Source organism: Hanamia caeni, assembly GCF_003721595.1.
Classification (GTDB): domain Bacteria; phylum Bacteroidota; class Bacteroidia; order Chitinophagales; family Chitinophagaceae; genus Ginsengibacter; species Ginsengibacter caeni.
The window spans coordinates 1-17,300 of the sequence record NZ_RJJR01000029.1 but is presented as its reverse complement, the minus strand read 5'-3'; the positions used below and the strand labels follow the sequence as shown (position 1 = coordinate 17,300).

Here is a 17,300-nt window from a genome sequence, read left to right as displayed (position 1 = left end):
ACAATGCTATATCAGCTATTTGAATGGTTCGCGAAAAACGGGATTAAATTTCCGGGTAGCGGTCTTGTGCATTTTATCACCTTCAGAGTGTTGATAGCGGTGTTGTTATCTCTTATCATCACAATGATTTATGGCAAAAGGGTCATCCGGATTTTGAAGAAAAAACAAATCGGCGAATCAGTCAGAGAGCTCGGCCTTGCGGGCGAAAAAATGAAAAGCGGAACACCAACCATGGGTGGGATTATCATTCTGCTGGCGATTGTAGTACCTACATTATTGTTAGCAAATCTGAATAAAGTGTATGTAATTCTGATGTTGTTATGTACTGTTTGGTTGGGCGTTATAGGTTTTGTGGATGATTATTTAAAAATAAAGGCAAAGAAGATAGCTAAAGAAAAAGGAGTTGATTTTAAGAAAACAAATGCGGATGGGCTTGCCGGGAAATTTAAAATTTTTGGCCAGGTGATCTTAGGAATTATTATCGGAGCCACGCTTTATTTTAATCCTTCGGTTGTAGTAAAGCGGGAAATAATCGGAAGTAAATCACTAAGTACTTATGTGCCCCAAAGAGGCGAGCATAAAGTTGGGGAAGATACACTTATAGCTAATGGTGAGATGCATCGGTTTGTTACCGTAAAAACGCCGATAACCACAATCCCGTTCGTTAAAAATCATGAGTTTAATTATGCGCGTTTATTGCCGGCAAGCTGGGAAGACTACACCTATATTTTATATATCCTCATCGTAATTTTTATAGTGACTGCAGTATCCAATGGCGCGAATATTACAGATGGATTAGATGGACTTGCTACAGGCGTGAGCGCCATCATAGGACTTGGTTTGGGCATTTTTGTGTTTGTTAGTGGCGATCTCAGGGTGGCAGAATATCTCAACATTATGTATATACCAAACCTGAGTGAATTATCCATATTCATCGCGGCTTTTGTGGGTGCATGTGTAGGTTTCTTATGGTATAATGCTTACCCGGCGCAGGTTTTTATGGGTGATACCGGAAGCCTCGCCCTTGGGGGTATCATTGCTTCCCTGGCTATCATTGTTAGAAAAGAATTACTAATCCCGATTTTTTGCTTTGTATTCCTGATTGAAAACCTGAGCGTGATGATACAGGTTACTTATTTCAAATACACGAAAAGAAAATACGGCGAGGGAAGGCGGGTCTTTTTAATGAGCCCCCTCCATCATCATTATCAAAAATTGGGATACCACGAGAGCAAGATTGCAGTAAGATTTTGGGTAGTTACCATTATGACAATGGTGCTCGCGGTGGTTACTTTAAAACTGAGGTAAAAAGCAAAACATTAAAAACATTTAAAAACAAAAAACTGATTTGAAGAATTTGTCTTTATGAAAACATTTTTATACAGAAAAGATTATACCATACCAAATCCTGTGATATACTTTTCTGCCCATTAAATTCAATGCTTTTGAAAAACCTTTTTTAATATTCTAATTAACTAAGCGGAATGAAGAGAATAGTGATATTGGGAGCTGGTGAAAGCGGCATCGGGGCAGCCCTTCTTGCACAAAAAGAAGGCTGGGATGTCTTTGTGAGCGATAGTGGAATGATAAAAGCAGCCTACAAGAAGGAGCTTGCTTCTGCTAAAATTGATTTTGAGGAAGGGAAACATTCTGATGACAGGATTTTGAATGCTGCGCTTATAGTCAAAAGCCCTGGCATTCCTGAAAAGAATGAAATGGTAAAGAAAATCAGGAAAAAGAGAATTGAACTGATAAGTGAAATTGAATTGGCTTTCAGGTACAAAGGCGAAAGTAAAATAGTGGGGATTACAGGCAGCAATGGCAAAACCACCACCACAGCTTTAACTTATCATATCTGCAAAAATGGAGGCGCAGATTGTGCTTTGGTGGGCAACATTGGTTATTCATTTGCAAGGCAGGTTGCTACAGATCCAAAACCATTGTATATCGTGGAGATTAGTTCTTTCCAATTGGATGACACCAAAATGTTTCGCCCGGACATTGCTGTTCTGACAAACATCACTGAAGACCACCTGGACAGGTACGAATATAAATTTGAAAATTATATCAACAGCAAATTCAGAATTATAGAAAACCAGGGTCAGGATGATTTTTTTATTTATAACGATGACGATGAAATAACGAAAAAATATTTAAACAAATTTTTAAACAGTACTAACCCATTACCAATAAGTATGAACCACGAATTACCGGAAGGAGCCTACATCGTAAGCGAAGAAATGCACCTTAAATGGAAAAATGAAGACATGGAAATGAGTATAGAAGATTTTGCAATAAAGGGAAAACATAATCAATACAACACAATGGCAGCAGGTATTTCCTCAGCAGTATTGGGTATTAGAAAAGAAAAAATACGCGATGCCATACAAACCTTTGAAGGCCTCGAGCACCGGATGTTTAAGGTGGCTACGGTTCGCGGAGTAGAATTTATTAACGATAGCAAGGCCACGAACGTAAACAGCACCTGGTATGCGCTTGAGTCGATGACAAAGCCTGTCATTCTCATCCTGGGCGGCGTGGATAAAGGAAATGATTATTCTTTTATAAAAGAGCTGGTGAAGGAAAAAGTGAAAGGTATTATTTGTCTTGGTGTAGATAATACAAAAATTCATGAAGCCCTTGGCAAGGATGTGCCTTTTATGGTGAATGCGCAAAGCGCAAAAGACGCGGTTGAAGCCGCATTTCATTTTGCTGACAAAGGCGATGTGGTTTTACTTTCTCCCGCCTGCGCCAGTTTTGATTTATTTAAAAATTATGAAGACAGGGGCAACCAGTTTATCAAAGCAGTTAAAGATTTGTAATTAAAAAAAGAACAGAATTATAAAATTGAATGAGTGAAACGAAACAAATAGCATCCGATATTTTATCTTCTTCTCATGGAGTTACCGGCAATCTTTTGAATAAAACCAAAGGAGATAAGGTTATCTGGGCCATTGTGATTTTACTAACGATGGTAAGCATCCTCGTAGTGTATAGCAGCGTGGGCTCACTTGCCTACCGGATGAATAAATCAACAGAAAGTTATTTGTTCAGGCAAATTGGCTACATCTGCCTCGGTGTGTTGATTATTTATTTTGCACATCGGGTCAACTACACTATTTACTCACGTTTGTCATCTATTCTGTTTGTGATTTCAGTGCCGCTCTTACTATATACGTTATTGTATGGAAGCCATATTAATGATGCAAGCCGCTGGATCAGGCTGCCCGTTATCAATCTTACGTTCCAGACTTCTGATCTTGCCAAGCTTGCGTTGTTTATGTATATGAGCCGGCTTTTGAGCAGAAGGCAAAACGTAATTAAAGATTTCAAAAAGGGATTTTTACCATTGATAATTCCTGTTGGAATTATTTGTGTGTTAATTGCGCCCGCCAACCTTTCCACCTCTTTACTCATTGGCGGTATCGCTTTGCTTTTAATGTTTATCGGTAGAGTAAATTTAAAACACATCATGCTGGTGGTTGGCGCTGCGTGCATTCCAATTGTTTTTTTAGTGACGGTTGCTACTCATTATTATGACAAAGTTGATCATGACACAAAAGATTTGCCGGCAGTTTTATCCGTAGGCAGAATGCCTACATGGATTAAGCGGGTGCAGGAGTTTATGTATTCAGATAAAGAGGATGCATCTTACCAGGTTCAGCAGGCAAAAATTGCGATAGCCACGGGCGGAATTTTTGGTAAAGGGCCCGGTAAAAGTGAAGAGAGAAATTTCCTGCCTCATCCCTACAGTGATTTCATTTATGCGATCATCATTGAAGAATATGGATTGGTGGGCGGTACGGTTATCCTGCTTATTTATCTTCTTTTCTTGTTCCGAAGTATCAAATTATTTCAACGATGTCCGTATGCCTTTGGCGCCTTTCTGGCGGTAGCGCTCAGTTTTACATTGGTCATCCAGGCATTGGTGAATATGGCGGTCAATGTAAATCTGTTTCCTACCACTGGCGTCACGCTGCCCCTTGTCAGCATGGGGGGGAGCAGTTTATTATTTACCTGCTTTTCAATAGGAATTATTTTAAGCGTTGCCCGAAATGTAGAACAGGCTGAAGGGAAAAATGTGGCGTTGGCTACGCAACAAACAGAAGAAGAGGTGGATGAACAGGTACAGCAAGATGATGAGGACGACACTTAATAGAAAAAAAATCCCTGTTATTTCATGCTTTACTGCAAAATAACCGGAACATAATATACAGGATATAAAGAAAAAGTAATGGCAACAAAAAAAATAATTATTGCGGGAGGCGGAACCGGCGGCCATATTTTTCCGGCATTGGCAATTGCGAATGCACTTAGGCAAATAGATCCTGCAATTGAAATTTTATTTGTGGGGGCTAAAGGAAAAATGGAGATGGAAAAAATTCCCGCTGCGGGTTATGAAATCGTGGGCTTAGACATTGCCGGTTATAACAGGAGCTCTCTGATAAAAAATATTTCACTGCCATTAAAGCTGGTAACAAGTTTTTTGCAGGTAAGAAAAATTTTGAAGTCTTTTAAACCAGATGCAGTTATTGGTGTTGGCGGTTATTCCAGCTACCCGGTGTTGCGATATGCGCAAAGCCAAAAGATTCCAACTTTTATACATGAAAGCAATTCTTTCCCTGGTAAAAGCAACATCATGTTGGGCAAAAAGGCCACCCGGATTTTTGTGCCGATAGAGGGAATGGAAAAATATTTTCCTGCCCGCAAAATAATGATAACGGGGAACCCTGTACGAAAAATATTTTCGGAAAAAATCAGCCGTGATAAAGCGCTTACATTTTTTGGATTCCAGCCAGGCATGAAAACGGTTTTAGTAGTGGGCGGAAGCCTCGGCGCAAAAAGCATTAATGAAACAGTGGCGCAAAATATTGATCTTTTTAAAAAGAACAAGCTTCAGCTCATCTGGCAAACAGGTAAAAGCTTTGCCCCACAGGCTGCTAAGATTGAAGAAGAAAGAAGTAATATTTGGTCGAATGCTTTTATTGATAAAATGGAAAATGCTTATGCCGCAGCAGATGTAGTTATTTCACGGTCGGGCGCTATGGCAGTGGCTGAAATATGCGTAGTGGCCAAACCAGCCATTTTTGTTCCATATCCGTATGCCGCAGAAGATCACCAGACTGTAAATGCTGCGGTTTTGGTTAATAAAAATGCGGCTTTAATGGTGCCTGATGCAAATGTAAAATCAGGGTTATTTCCTTGTTTACTGCAATTAATAAATGATGAGCAACACATGGATGAATTAAGAGTCAACATTTCAAAACTGGGTAATCTGAATGCAGATGAACTGATAGCAACAGAAATTTTAAAAACCATTAGTAAGAATTAGAAATTGTTTTCTAAAAACAATGACAGAAATTAAAAACATATCGCGGATTTATTTTTTGGGAATCGGAGGCATCGGAATGAGTGCGCTCGCGAGGTATTTTTTGGGTAAAAATGTTATGGTTAGCGGTTATGATAAAACCTCAACGGCGCTTACGCAAAAGATGGAAAAAGAAGGAATGAAGATTCATTATGAAGATAATGTGGATTTGTTAGATAAAGACGCTGATTTGGTAGTGTATACTCCTGCCATCCCTAAGGATCAAAAAGAACTGAATTATTATAAGGATAATGGATATGATTTGGTAAAACGAAGCGATCTCTTGCAGGAAATTACGCGCTCCACCTTCAATATTTGCATTGCGGGCACTCATGGCAAAACGACCATCAGTACAATGGTAGCTCATATTTTACGTCACAGTGGATTTGGCTGTAATGCTTTCCTGGGCGGTATTTCAGTAAATTATGATACTAATTTCTGGGCCAGTGAAAATAATGTGAGCGTGGTGGAAGCAGATGAATATGACCGCAGCTTTTTAAAACTGTCTCCTGATATGGCGGTCATTTCGGCTATGGATGCAGACCATCTTGAGATATATGGTACTAAAGAAAATATGGAAGATGCATTTGTTGAATTTGCCAGCCAGTTAAAGCCAGGCGGAGTTTTATTTACAAAATATGGTCTGCCTGACAAGAAATTCTTTTCGTTTAACCATTACCGTTATAGCCTCCAAAACGATATGGCGGATGTATATGGCGACAATATTACCATGCGCGACGGCGGCTATGTTTTTGATGTAAAATCTGATAAATGGGAATTGAATGACATAAGATTGAACATGGGCGGCATGCACAATGTAGAGAATGCGGTGGTGGCCATAGCGATTGCTTTTCATCTCAATATCACCCCGATAAAAATAAAAAATGCCATCGGCACTTTTAAAGGAGTAAAGAGAAGATTTGAATACATCATTCCGGTAAGCGAGGCTTCACAGTTGAAAAATAATGTGATTTATATAGATGATTACGCCCATCATCCTGAAGAATTGGCCGCCTTGATAAAAGGTATAAAAAGTTTATTCAGCTTTAAAAAATGTACCGTGATTTTTCAACCGCATCTTTTTTCAAGAACGAGAGATTTAGCAAATGAATTCGCAAAAAGTCTTGACCTGGCTGACAGGGTAATTCTTCTTCCAATTTATCCCGCGAGAGAATTACCCATCGAAGGTGTTTCAAGCGAAATGATTCTAAGCAAGATGGAAAATAAAAATGCGACTGTTATCTCTAAAGAAGATTTGTTGGAGTACCTCAAAAATGATTACCTGAAACTGGTGGAGCAAAGTTCATTCGGCGAAGTTTTGGTAACTGCAGGCGCAGGAGATATTGACAGGTTGGTTGAACCCATTAAAAATATAATACGTCAAAGTTGATTTGTAATGTTGGCAAATAAAAAAAATACCATCAAAAAAATACTTACTGTTTCAGTATGGTTTATACTGGTATCAGGAGTAGTGGTATTGCTGATAGCTGCAATGAGTAAAAAGAAATCCGATAAGATAAGCGGTATAGAGATAAAAATTTCTGGTGTACAAAATCATTATTTTATTGATAAAAATGAAGTGCAGCAAATTCTTGAAAAAGTAAATGGCAAAAAATTAGCGCATTCACCTTCTGGCTCGCTCAACCTTACTTCGATGGAAATGCGTTTGCTGAAGGAGGATTGGATTAAAAAGGCAGAATTGTTCTTTGATAATAACAGGGTATTGCAGGTAAGGATTACAGAGCGTGAGCCGATAGCCAGGATATTTACTGTTTCTGGAACTTCATTTTATATCGACAGTTCTTTGAGCCGGTTGCCCCTGAGTGAAAAATTTTCTGCACGCCTTCCGGTGTTTACAGGATTTCCTACGGAAGTGAAAGTGTTGAAAAAGAAAGACAGTGTTCTTTTAAATGGAATAAAAAATTTGAGCGAATACATTAATGCCAATCCTTTCTGGATGGCCCAAATAGACCAGATCGATATTACTTCACAGAACGATTTTGAAATGATTCCCAAATTAGGAAACCAGGTAATTCGTTTCGGAGATGCATCTGAATACATGCAAAAATTTGCCAGGCTTCTTGCTTTTTATCAAAAGGTAGAGCAGAACATTGGATGGAATAAGTATTCGGTTTTAGACGTGCGATTTAAAAACCAGGTAATTGGCGTTCTCCGTGATGCAGCCGAAATAAAATCAGATTCTTTGAAAACGATAGAGATTATGCAAAAGATTATTTCGGAGGCTGAAAAAAATTCAAATGATTCAACAAAAATACAGTTGATACAGCCTGACGAACGCAATGAAAGGGTAAATCAATCACCGGTTTTAGATGAGGTGCCGGCTGAAAAAATTGAACAAAAAGATGCAGAAACAAAAGAAAAAATCACACCGGTGAAGAAACCGGAAGAAGCGAGGCCTTCAGTAAAAGAACAAAAAACAAAGGAAAGTATTCTGAAGAAAAAAACTGCGGCGACGGTCGAAAAACATCGTGTTTCGCCTGCAGCAAAAACAATTATAAAAACACAGAAAGGTGAAGAGCGTCGTGTGCCAAAGGCAGTAATGCTGCCCAAAAGCGATTATTAATTAAAACAATTTTTAAAAACAAATATAACCACCACTTCTATTTTTTATCGCAGGAAAAATAAAAATTACAGAAGGAATAAAAATTAAAACATGAACAGCGAACAACCCATTATCGTAGGGCTCGATATCGGAACCACCAAAATCGCAGCCATTGCCGGAAGAAAAAATGAATTTGGCAAATTGGAAATATTAGGATTTGGCCGTGCCAATAGCAACGGCGTACAACACGGGATGGTGCTGAATATAGATCAGACTATCAAGGCCATCCAAACGGCGTTGTTAAACTGTTATGCAAGCAATCCGAATCTGCCTATTTCGGAAGTGTATGTCGGCATTGCCGGACATCACATTAAAAGCCTTCAAACCCGTGGTGATATTGTAAGGCAAAATACCGAAGAAGAAATAATGCAATCTGAAATTGATCAGTTAGTAAACGATCAATATAAGACTTACATCCCCGCCGGCGACCAGATTATTGATGTAATTCCGCAGGAATTTACTGTTGATAATTTTCAAAATATTCCTGACCCGATAGGTTACAGTGGTGTGAAAGTGGGCGCTAATTTTCACATAATCACCGGCGACAAAAATGCGATACGAAATATTAACCGCAGTGTAGAAAAAGCGGGGTTGCAAATCAAAGATCTTGTGCTTCAGCCCCTCGCCTCGGCTGCTGCAGTAATGTGCGATCATGATTTGGAAGCGGGAGTGGCAATTGTTGATATTGGCGGCGGCACCACAGACCTTGCTGTTTTTTATGAAGGGATTTTAAAGCATACGGCCGTTATTCCTTTCGGTGGTGAAAATATTACTAACGACATCAAAACCGGGCTTGGAGTTTTAAAAACACAGGCTGAGCAGATGAAGGTTCAGTTTGGAAGCGCTTTGACAGATGAGGCCAAAGCTAATACCTATATTACGATTCCGGGATTGAGAGGAATGGCCGCAAAAGAAATCAGCGTTAAAAATCTTGCAGCAATCATCCAGGCGCGCATGAGCGAAATAATGGATTTTGTGTCTTATCATTTAAAACAGGTGGGGCTTGATAACCGCATGCTGAATGGCGGCGTAGTGCTTACTGGTGGTGGTTCTCAGTTGAAACATTTAATCCAGCTAACGGAATATGTTACCGGGCTGAACGCGAGAATCGGATTCCCTAATGAACATCTTGCGCAGGGGCATATTGAAGAGTTGGCAAAGCCAATGTATGCTACCTGTCTTGGGTTAATCCTGAAAGGCTATAATGATTATGAAAATAAGCGGAAGCAATTTGAGCTGCAGTTTGCTAAAATGAATGTTCCGGAAAGTTTACAACAGCCAGGCGTACACGAAAATGAAGTGGAAGAGGTGGTAGAAAGAACCAATGTAGTAAAGCCACGAAAAACGTTAAAAAGTTTTTTGGACTCCTGCAAGAATGGTTTGATAGAAATGTTTAAAGACGATGAAGATTCAGAATTGTAAAACAAAACCAGTTGCAAAAATCAATCAAAATAAAAACAAAAGATACTTACATAATTACGATACCCTAAAGTTTCGTGGTAATTACTAACCAATAAATAACCTTACAATGATTCAATTTGATCTGCCAAAAGAGCAATCCTCTATTCTGAAAGTAATCGGGATAGGCGGTGGTGGTAGCAATGCAGTTAACCACATGTTCAACCAGAATATTGATGGAGTGGATTTTATTATCTGTAATACAGATGCACAGGCCATCACAACCAGTAAAGTTCCTAACAAAGTGCAGCTTGGCCCTCACCTTACGCAGGGGCTTGGCGCAGGAGCTAATCCTGAAATAGGCCGCGAGGCTACTGAAGAGAGTCTTGAGGAAATCAAAAAGATACTCGAGGTAAATACAAAGATGGCCTTTATCACGGCCGGCATGGGCGGTGGCACCGGCACAGGGGGCGCTCCCATTGTGGCAAAGATTTGTAAAGATCTTGGTGTTCTTACCGTCGGAATTGTGACCACTCCTTTTGCTTACGAAGGCAAAAAAAGAATTGCCCAGGCAGAAGAAGGAATTGAAAAATTAAAAAATCATGTCGACACCTTACTGGTTATCAGCAATGATAAACTGCGGCATCAATTTGGCAACCTTACCATGAAAGCCGCCTTTGCAAAAGCGGATAATGTGCTGGCTACTGCGGCAAAGTGTATCACAGATGTTATTAACAGCACAGGCCAAATAAACGTAGACTTTGCTGATGTATGCACGGTGATGAAATCAGGTGGCGTGGCGATTTTGGGAAGTGCCGAATGCGAAGGCGAAAACCGCGCACAGTCTGCAATTGAGCAGGCATTAAATTCACCGCTGTTAAATGATAATGACATCCGCGGCGCCAAATGGATACTTATCAATATCAATTCTGCAGAAGGCGAATCAGAATTTACAATGGATGAAGTAGAAACTATTCAGAATCATTTATTAAGCCAGGCGGGTGAAAACTCAGATGTGATTCTCGGGTTGGGATATGATAATACGCTTGAAAATAAAATCGGAATTACCCTGATAGCAACCGGCTTTGAACATAAATCGCCTTTTAATAAAAAACAGGCGCCTGTTCAGGAAATCAAAAAGACAGATGAGAAAGTAGTAGTTACTTTAGAAGAAGAAAAGAAAAAGCCAACTCAGCCGTTGTATTTGTTTGATGAGAAAAATGAGTTGTTGATGAATAGAAAAGATGTGGCGATTACTGAGAAGAAAGAAGCCAATGAGATAACGCCACAACAGGAAATGAAATTGAATATTGCGGAGCAGGAAATGCAGGAAGAGATAGAGAACCTGGCACCAAAGATTGTAGAAACCCGCGAACCGGACAACGTAAAAACCCCAACTCCTGTTAGGGAAATTACTGTTGATAATTCTTCAGAAAAAATAATTCGGTTTGAATTATCTTCGGACCTCAATTCTGCACCTCCGGAATCGAAATCCAATCTGACTGATAAGGCCGATAATAATAATCAATCTGAAAAGAATCATTCTTATAAAGACGCTAGCACCGCCCAAACGTCAGGCGGTTACCTGGCTAAGCCAAAGCAGATTTATGCTGAGGACAAGCCGGTATCAAAATCCGAAGTTCCCGATAAACCTAACCACATAGCTATTTCGAAACCGGAAGACGAGCCGGTGGAAGAAATGCGATTAGTGGTTAAGAATTCCAATGAGGCGGCGAAGGAAAACCAGGAAGAGAATGTACGCCAAACGATGCCAATCATGATGTCTTCAGTTGAGGAACCGCCGATGGTGGACGAAACGGAAGAATTAAAGCGCCGGGCTATGGACCGCATAGCGAAGTTGAGAAATTTATCCTTCAACGTGAACGCTGCGGATCCTAACAATGAGTTTGAGTCTGTTCCCGCTTACCTTCGCCGCAACCTGGAATTGCAAAATTCCATAGCTGATGTAGAAAGCTTCTACAGCAATTACACCGTCAAATCTGACAAGGACAACAAAGCCGAAATAAGCACCATAAATACTTTTCTGGATGGCGAAAAACCGGATTAAATTAATCTGACGGTTCATCTTTTCATTGTTGTGTTTAGTATTGTATCTTTCCCCGGAGACTAAAAAAAGTTAGCCGGGGTTTTTGTTTTTGCATAATTTCGAAATCAGAGATATTGGATTTTTTTTTAAAATAACAACGATGACACCATTATTTAAGAAGCTTAATTTTAAAGGGCAAAAAGAAATTGCAATTTTTAATGCGCCTGTAGAATTTCAAAAAGAGTTGGATGAGATTATGAATGAGACTGTCGTTAAAACATCCCCTACCGATAATACGGATGCAGGCTTTGTTATTTCATTTGTAAAAAGTAAAAAAGAGATTGAAGATATGGCTGCATTCTTACAAAAAAAGCTGGAGGGTGATCCCGTCATCTGGTTTGCCTATCCGAAAGGTACATCCAAAAAATACAAAGTGGATATCAACCGCGACAGCGGCTGGGAAAGCATTCAAAAGTTAGGCTTTGAGACTGTAAGGGCCGTTTCCATTGATGATGACTGGAGCGCACTCCGTTTTAGATTTTCGCAGTTCGTTAAAAAATAAATACCGACAGATTGGTCAAATTAAAAATCAGCGGTATTTCTTTGTTTACTTTCATTTGAAAATTTTATTAAAAGAAAAATCTAGCTTAAATGCTTGTTTACTGCATCTTAACATTTATTAATTTCATAATAATTTGAAGAAAACATTTCATGGTATCAAAAATTCTGAATGCTGTTTTGATTTTGTGGTTGCTTAGTATCAGTGGGTGTAAGGAGCCGAAAAAATATGACCATCCTACTATTGCAATCCAAACGTATTTTGGCGATATCATAGTTGAGCTCTATCCTGAAAAAGCACCCAAAACCGTTGCCGGATTCCTCGCTTTTGTCGATTCGGGCTATTTTAAAAATACTTCTTTTTACAGGGTTTTGAAAAAGGAAGACCAGTCAATCAATGCCAATAAAACCCAATTGATCCAGGGTGGTTTGTGGCAGGCGAAAATAAAATTATTACAGTCCCTTCCGGGAATTCCTCTTGAAACCACAAAAGAAACGGGTATCCTGCATACCGAGGGTGTGTTTTCTCTTGCCCGTGGGGTTGAGGCTAACTCGGGAAATACAGAATTTTTCATTTGTATGGATGATGAGCCGGATTATGATTATGGCGGCGCCGCCAGTCCTGATAAAAAAGGATACGCCACTTTTGGCAAAGTCATTGGGGGAATGAAATTTGTAAAGCAGATTCATAGCCAGCCGGATTATGAAACTACTTTGAGACCGCCGATTAAGATTCTTAATATTAAAAGGCTGAATTAGGGCAAATAAATGAATGCGTATGGCGGCATTTTCCGGAAGAAATAATTTAATGGCCAATAATCGGTTTCATTCTACATTTGCAACTTGTTTATGAAAAGGTAAAAGCGCTGAACGGTTTTTCATCGTAAACTATTAAAATAATAGTGTGAACAAAAATTTTAATAAGGCTACACCGCTGGGGTTGATTATTGCGTTAGGTATTGTGTACGGCGATTTGGGAACTTCACCACTTTACGTTTTCAACGCCATTATAAGGGATAAAGTGATTACGCCGCAACTCGTGCTCGGTGGCCTTTCCTGCATTATCTGGACACTTACTTTACAAACTACCATCAAGTATATTACACTTACTTTAAAAGCGGATAATAATGGTGAAGGTGGAATTTTTTCGTTATATGCTTTAATACGACGGCAAAAAAAATGGCTGGTTTTTCCGGCCATGATCGGTGGCGCAGCCATAATGGCTGATGGAATGATTACTCCACCCATTACCGTGACTTCAGCAGTAGAAGGATTGAAGCAAATTCCCTTCTTCAGCGAAATCAGCGGAACTGCAATAATTTATATAGTAATTATTATTTTACTGGCACTATTTTTTTCGCAGCAATTTGGTACTGCTAAAATTGGAAAGCTTTTTGGCCCTATTATGTTTCTGTGGTTTCTTATGCTGCTTATTTTAGGATCAATGCACCTTTTTGACAATCTCAATATTTTTAAAGCCTTAAATCCATATTATGCGATCCAGCTTTTAACTCTTTATCCAAACGGCTTTTTCATTTTAGGAGCAGTCTTTCTTTGCACTACAGGTGCAGAAGCGCTTTACAGCGACCTTGGCCATTGCGGCAGGGGAAATATCCGTATCTCCTGGATATATGTCAAAACCGCTTTGATTATTAATTATCTTGGACAGGGGTCGTGGTTGCTCGCCAATTATAAAGGCCAGGTTTTTTCTAAAGAAGTTATGGACAATGGCTTTAATCCATTTTACGGAATCATGCCTGATAATTTTAAGATTGTTGGAATCGCGATTGCCACTATAGCAGCCATCATTGCCAGCCAGGCCTTGATAAGCGGATCGTTTACACTGATTAGTGAAAGTATCCGTTTAAACCTTTGGCCTAAAATGAAAATAAATTTCCCTACAGAAGAACGCGGCCAATTGTATATCCCCGGTATCAATACGCTTTTGCTGATCGGCTGTCTCGGGGTTGTCATTTATTTTCAAACTTCCTCCAATATGGAAGGCGCTTATGGACTTGCCATTACGTTATGCATGCTGGCTACTTCCATCTTGTTTGCCAATTATCTGATCTCTAAACGCACACCGAAAATATTAGTTTCCCTGTACCTCGCCGTGTATCTTCTCATAGAATTGAGTTTCCTTGTCGCGAACCTTGTTGACAAATTTCCGCATGGGGGTTTTGTGACCTTGATTATAGGAGGTGGTTTATTTATAGTGATGTATGTGTGGTTCAGGGCGCGAAAAATTAAAAATCGCTATGTGGAATTTGTGCGCCTGGAACAATATCTGCCTACAATTCAGGAACTCAGCAATGATCTTAGTATTCCGAAATATGCTACTCACCTGGTTTACCTGACGAGCGCCAATAATCCGAAAGAAATAGAACACAAAATTGTGTATTCGATATTAAACCAGAAACCAAAGCGTGCCGATATTTATTGGTTTGTTCATGTAGATACGCAGGATGACCCTTACGCCGCTGAATATACTGTTGACACAATTGTTCCTAATGAAATCATAAGAGTAGAACTGCGCCTGGGTTTCCGCATGGAGCCAAGAATAAACCTTATGTTCAAAAAGGTAATTATGGAGATGGTGGCTAACAAAGAAGTAAATATCACGAGTCGTTACGAAAGCCTGCAAAAAAATAATGTTGTGGGTGATTTCCAGTTTATTGTTTTGGAAAAATTCTTATCACAGGACAATGAACTGCCTATTTTTGAAAAACTAATTATGAAAATGTATTTCTGGATCAAAAAGATGAGCCTCAGCGAGGAGAGAGGTTTTGGTTTGGAGCAAAGCAATGTGACTGTTGAAAAATTTCCACTGATAGTAGCGCCAGTCAGGAAGCTAAAGCTGAGAAGGGCCTTCCCGGAAGGAGAGGAGCAGTAGTCAAAAAAGATTTATGATTGTAGGAAAGAAAATGGTTTTTTTAATCATAATATTGCCAAAATTAAAAAAAGTAGTCTGGCAGGAAATTTCTCCGGCTTTAAAATTGACTTATGAAAAACACCGGACCAAAACAAAAAGCATCTACTGCAAGAAAAATTTATCGGGTTGGAATTATTTTTACCCTTATTTATTGTTCTGTTGGAATTGCCTTGTATCATCTTCAGGAAAAATTTCTGTTCCACCCGGAGTCGTTACCAAAAGATTTTGAATTCAAATTTAATATCCGGTTTAAAGAAGTAAATATTGCGATGAACAAAACTGATACGCTTAATATGGTTCAGTTTTTTCCGCCGGATACTTTGCCAAAAGGTGTGGTAATTTATTTTCATGGCAACACAGGCAATCTTATTAAGTACGCAAAGTATGTCCCTAATTTTACAAAACATGGCTATGAAGTGTGGATTCCGGATTATCCTACATTTGGAAAAACAACAGGAAAATTAACGGAAGAAAATATGTACCAGCAGGCGAAGGAAGTTTATAAACTGGCTCATTCAAAGGTTGCTGCAGATAGTATTATCGTGTACGGGATGTCGTTAGGTTCCGGTGTAGCCTCCCATATTGCTGCCGATTTTGATTGCAGGCGACTGATTTTAGAAACGCCTTATTACAGCATCCCATCTCTTTTATCCCATTATATTCCTTTTTATCCGGCGAAAAGAATGGCTCATTTTCAATTCCCTGTTGGCGAAAATCTGAAAGACGTAAAGGCGCCGGTTACTATTTTTCATGGTACAAAGGATGAAACAATTCCATACTCAAATGCCATTAAACTAAAAAAGGATTTAAAGCCCGGCGATGAATTTGTAACTATTGAAAAAGGACTGCACGGCAACCTGAATGATTTCGCTCTTTTTCATCAAAAGCTGGACTCAGTACTAAGCCTGTAAATTCAGAATAAAAATGTGCTTTATTTGTTTGTCTGCTGAAAAAATATCCGCTGCTTAAATTTTTAAAAGTTGATTTTATCGGCATCAATTTCAAAATCAAACCTTCCTTTAGTAATTAAAATACTATCGCCAATATTTCCATCAAACAAGCCCGAAAAAGAATAGGAATGTCTTGAGCCGTCGCCTAAAGTATTGTATTTTATATCGATAAAATAAAGATTAGATTTTCCGGCTAACGAGTCCGAATAATTATACGGATAATTGACGGCAATTGTGTTGGCGCCAGGTGAAAATCGTTCTCCATTCATCGAAAGGAAATCATGAGCGGTAAAGCTTTTTGATACCGGTATTAAGAGGGAAACAAAGTGATATGGCTGGTTATAAGAAGCGCTGGTATCATTGATTTCAATTTGCCATGAAATCTGAAGGGTGTCAAAATCGCTATTTGTTATTTTTCTTGTTATAGCAGGAAGCGTATTGGAAATGCCTCCAAATAATGGCCGGCGATACGGGTTGATGTAAGGTACAGCGTTGATATACATCGTAATAATATTGTAGCCTCTTGATGTAAGCCGGCTTAAACCGGCGTCATCCGGATCAGGGAAATAATTTCTTTTGCCACAACTCATGATTATCATTGAGACGCAACAAAATAGCACACTTAAACTTTTCAATTTTATTTTCATTTGTTGTAATAAAAATTATAGCCAAAGGTTAGCTGCATTGGCGCCATATATTTATAAGACAATAGATAATCCCTCTTGCCTATTAGCAATGGCGTTTGCAAATGAAGCATCAGCATCATATCCTGTTTTCCTTTATGAAAATAATAAACAGGCGCCATGGACATCACTAATCCACTTTCATTAGAGTTAACATCGGGATTCATTACTTCATAATTTACTTTATCATAATTTTTGTAGGATACATTTATTGTTTGGTTTGAAACAGCTACTGGCGCAACATTTAAATAAAAGATGCTATTTTTTTTGGTGGTAAATACATGAATGCTGAAACCAATCGAAACAGTAAAAATATATGGTGAAATCTTTTCAGTAAGAATAACTTTTTGAGGCAACGCCGGGTTCAAAGTATAGGCTTCGCCTGAGCTCTTACTGCCTAACGGAAAATCATAATCAAGCTCTAAAAAAAGCGGCATTTTTTTATCTTTAAAAGGCTTCCAGATTAATGAAAACGGTATCTGGTTTAAAGATTGGGTATTGTTGAGGTCTGTTGAAATGCCTGTGGAAAGCGAGAAGGAAGATTGTGCATTACTCTTTATTGTAGCCCCCGTAAAAAACAGAAAGCAAGTTAGTATTTGGAAGATTTTGATTTTCACCGAGCAGTTTTTTTTAATAAAGACTACTAATTAGTTAATCCTTAATAACCCAAGTAATCCACAAATAGGAAAGGTTTGGGGATAAAAAGGCCAGATAAATTTTGCAGAAGAAATGAAATTTGTA

General features: G+C 38.9%; 14 protein-coding genes. 12 read left to right on the top strand and 2 right to left on the bottom strand.

Annotated elements, in window-relative coordinates; all coding sequences use genetic code 11:
* Positions 1–3 precede the first annotated feature (3 nt).
* The 12 genes from mraY to EFY79_RS20795 all read left to right on the top strand — a co-directional run bounded on the left by mraY (position 4) and on the right by EFY79_RS20795 (position 15,837).
* The gene (gene mraY / locus EFY79_RS20850) at positions 4–1,308 is read left to right on the top strand and encodes a phospho-N-acetylmuramoyl-pentapeptide-transferase (RefSeq protein ID WP_123122697.1); all 1,305 of its coding nucleotides are present in this window, start codon (positions 4–6) and stop codon (positions 1,306–1,308) included.
* A gap of 176 nt (positions 1,309–1,484) precedes the next feature.
* Positions 1,485–2,822, top strand: coding sequence for a UDP-N-acetylmuramoyl-L-alanine--D-glutamate ligase (murD, locus tag EFY79_RS20845; RefSeq protein WP_123122696.1), 1,338 nt, complete (start codon positions 1,485–1,487; stop codon positions 2,820–2,822).
* A gap of 29 nt (positions 2,823–2,851) precedes the next feature.
* Positions 2,852–4,156 (top strand): FtsW/RodA/SpoVE family cell cycle protein, encoded by a 1,305-nt coding sequence (locus EFY79_RS20840; protein ID WP_123122695.1) that lies wholly within the window; start codon positions 2,852–2,854, stop codon positions 4,154–4,156.
* Between the two features lie 78 nt (positions 4,157–4,234).
* Positions 4,235–5,332: an undecaprenyldiphospho-muramoylpentapeptide beta-N-acetylglucosaminyltransferase gene (gene murG, locus EFY79_RS20835; RefSeq protein WP_123122694.1), complete on the top strand. Its 1,098-nt coding sequence runs from the start codon at positions 4,235–4,237 to the stop codon at positions 5,330–5,332.
* Between the two features lie 19 nt (positions 5,333–5,351).
* Positions 5,352–6,758, top strand: a complete 1,407-nt coding sequence (gene murC, locus EFY79_RS20830; protein ID WP_123122693.1) for a UDP-N-acetylmuramate--L-alanine ligase — start codon at positions 5,352–5,354, stop codon at positions 6,756–6,758.
* Positions 6,759–6,764: 6 nt separating this feature from the next.
* Positions 6,765–7,952: a cell division protein FtsQ/DivIB gene (locus tag EFY79_RS20825; RefSeq protein WP_123122692.1), complete on the top strand. Its 1,188-nt coding sequence runs from the start codon at positions 6,765–6,767 to the stop codon at positions 7,950–7,952.
* A gap of 90 nt (positions 7,953–8,042) precedes the next feature.
* Complete coding sequence (ftsA, locus tag EFY79_RS20820; protein WP_123122691.1) at positions 8,043–9,413, top strand: cell division protein FtsA; 1,371 nt, start codon at positions 8,043–8,045, stop codon at positions 9,411–9,413.
* A 106-nt stretch (positions 9,414–9,519) separates the two neighbouring features.
* The gene (gene ftsZ / locus EFY79_RS20815) at positions 9,520–11,457 is read left to right on the top strand and encodes a cell division protein FtsZ (RefSeq protein ID WP_123122690.1); all 1,938 of its coding nucleotides are present in this window, start codon (positions 9,520–9,522) and stop codon (positions 11,455–11,457) included.
* 139 nt (positions 11,458–11,596) lie between these two features.
* Positions 11,597–11,998, top strand: a complete 402-nt coding sequence (locus tag EFY79_RS20810; protein ID WP_123122689.1) for a hypothetical protein — start codon at positions 11,597–11,599, stop codon at positions 11,996–11,998.
* Between the two features lie 149 nt (positions 11,999–12,147).
* Positions 12,148–12,753, top strand: coding sequence for a peptidylprolyl isomerase (locus tag EFY79_RS20805; protein ID WP_123122688.1), 606 nt, complete (start codon positions 12,148–12,150; stop codon positions 12,751–12,753).
* A gap of 145 nt (positions 12,754–12,898) precedes the next feature.
* The gene (locus tag EFY79_RS20800; protein ID WP_123122687.1) at positions 12,899–14,887 is read left to right on the top strand and encodes a KUP/HAK/KT family potassium transporter; all 1,989 of its coding nucleotides are present in this window, start codon (positions 12,899–12,901) and stop codon (positions 14,885–14,887) included.
* A 110-nt stretch (positions 14,888–14,997) separates the two neighbouring features.
* Positions 14,998–15,837, top strand: coding sequence for an alpha/beta hydrolase (locus EFY79_RS20795; RefSeq protein ID WP_123122686.1), 840 nt, complete (start codon positions 14,998–15,000; stop codon positions 15,835–15,837).
* Positions 15,838–15,899: 62 nt separating this feature from the next.
* On the opposite strand, the gene EFY79_RS20790 is transcribed toward EFY79_RS20795, so the two are convergent.
* Together EFY79_RS20790 and EFY79_RS20785 are read right to left on the bottom strand one after the other, a co-directional pair.
* The gene (locus EFY79_RS20790; protein WP_123122685.1) at positions 15,900–16,466 is read right to left on the bottom strand and encodes a hypothetical protein; all 567 of its coding nucleotides are present in this window, start codon (positions 16,464–16,466) and stop codon (positions 15,900–15,902) included.
* A 53-nt stretch (positions 16,467–16,519) separates the two neighbouring features.
* A complete protein-coding gene (locus EFY79_RS20785) occupies positions 16,520–17,176 on the bottom strand; it encodes a hypothetical protein (RefSeq protein ID WP_148041991.1) in 657 nt (218 codons plus the stop codon).
* Positions 17,177–17,300: the final 124 nt, after the last annotated feature.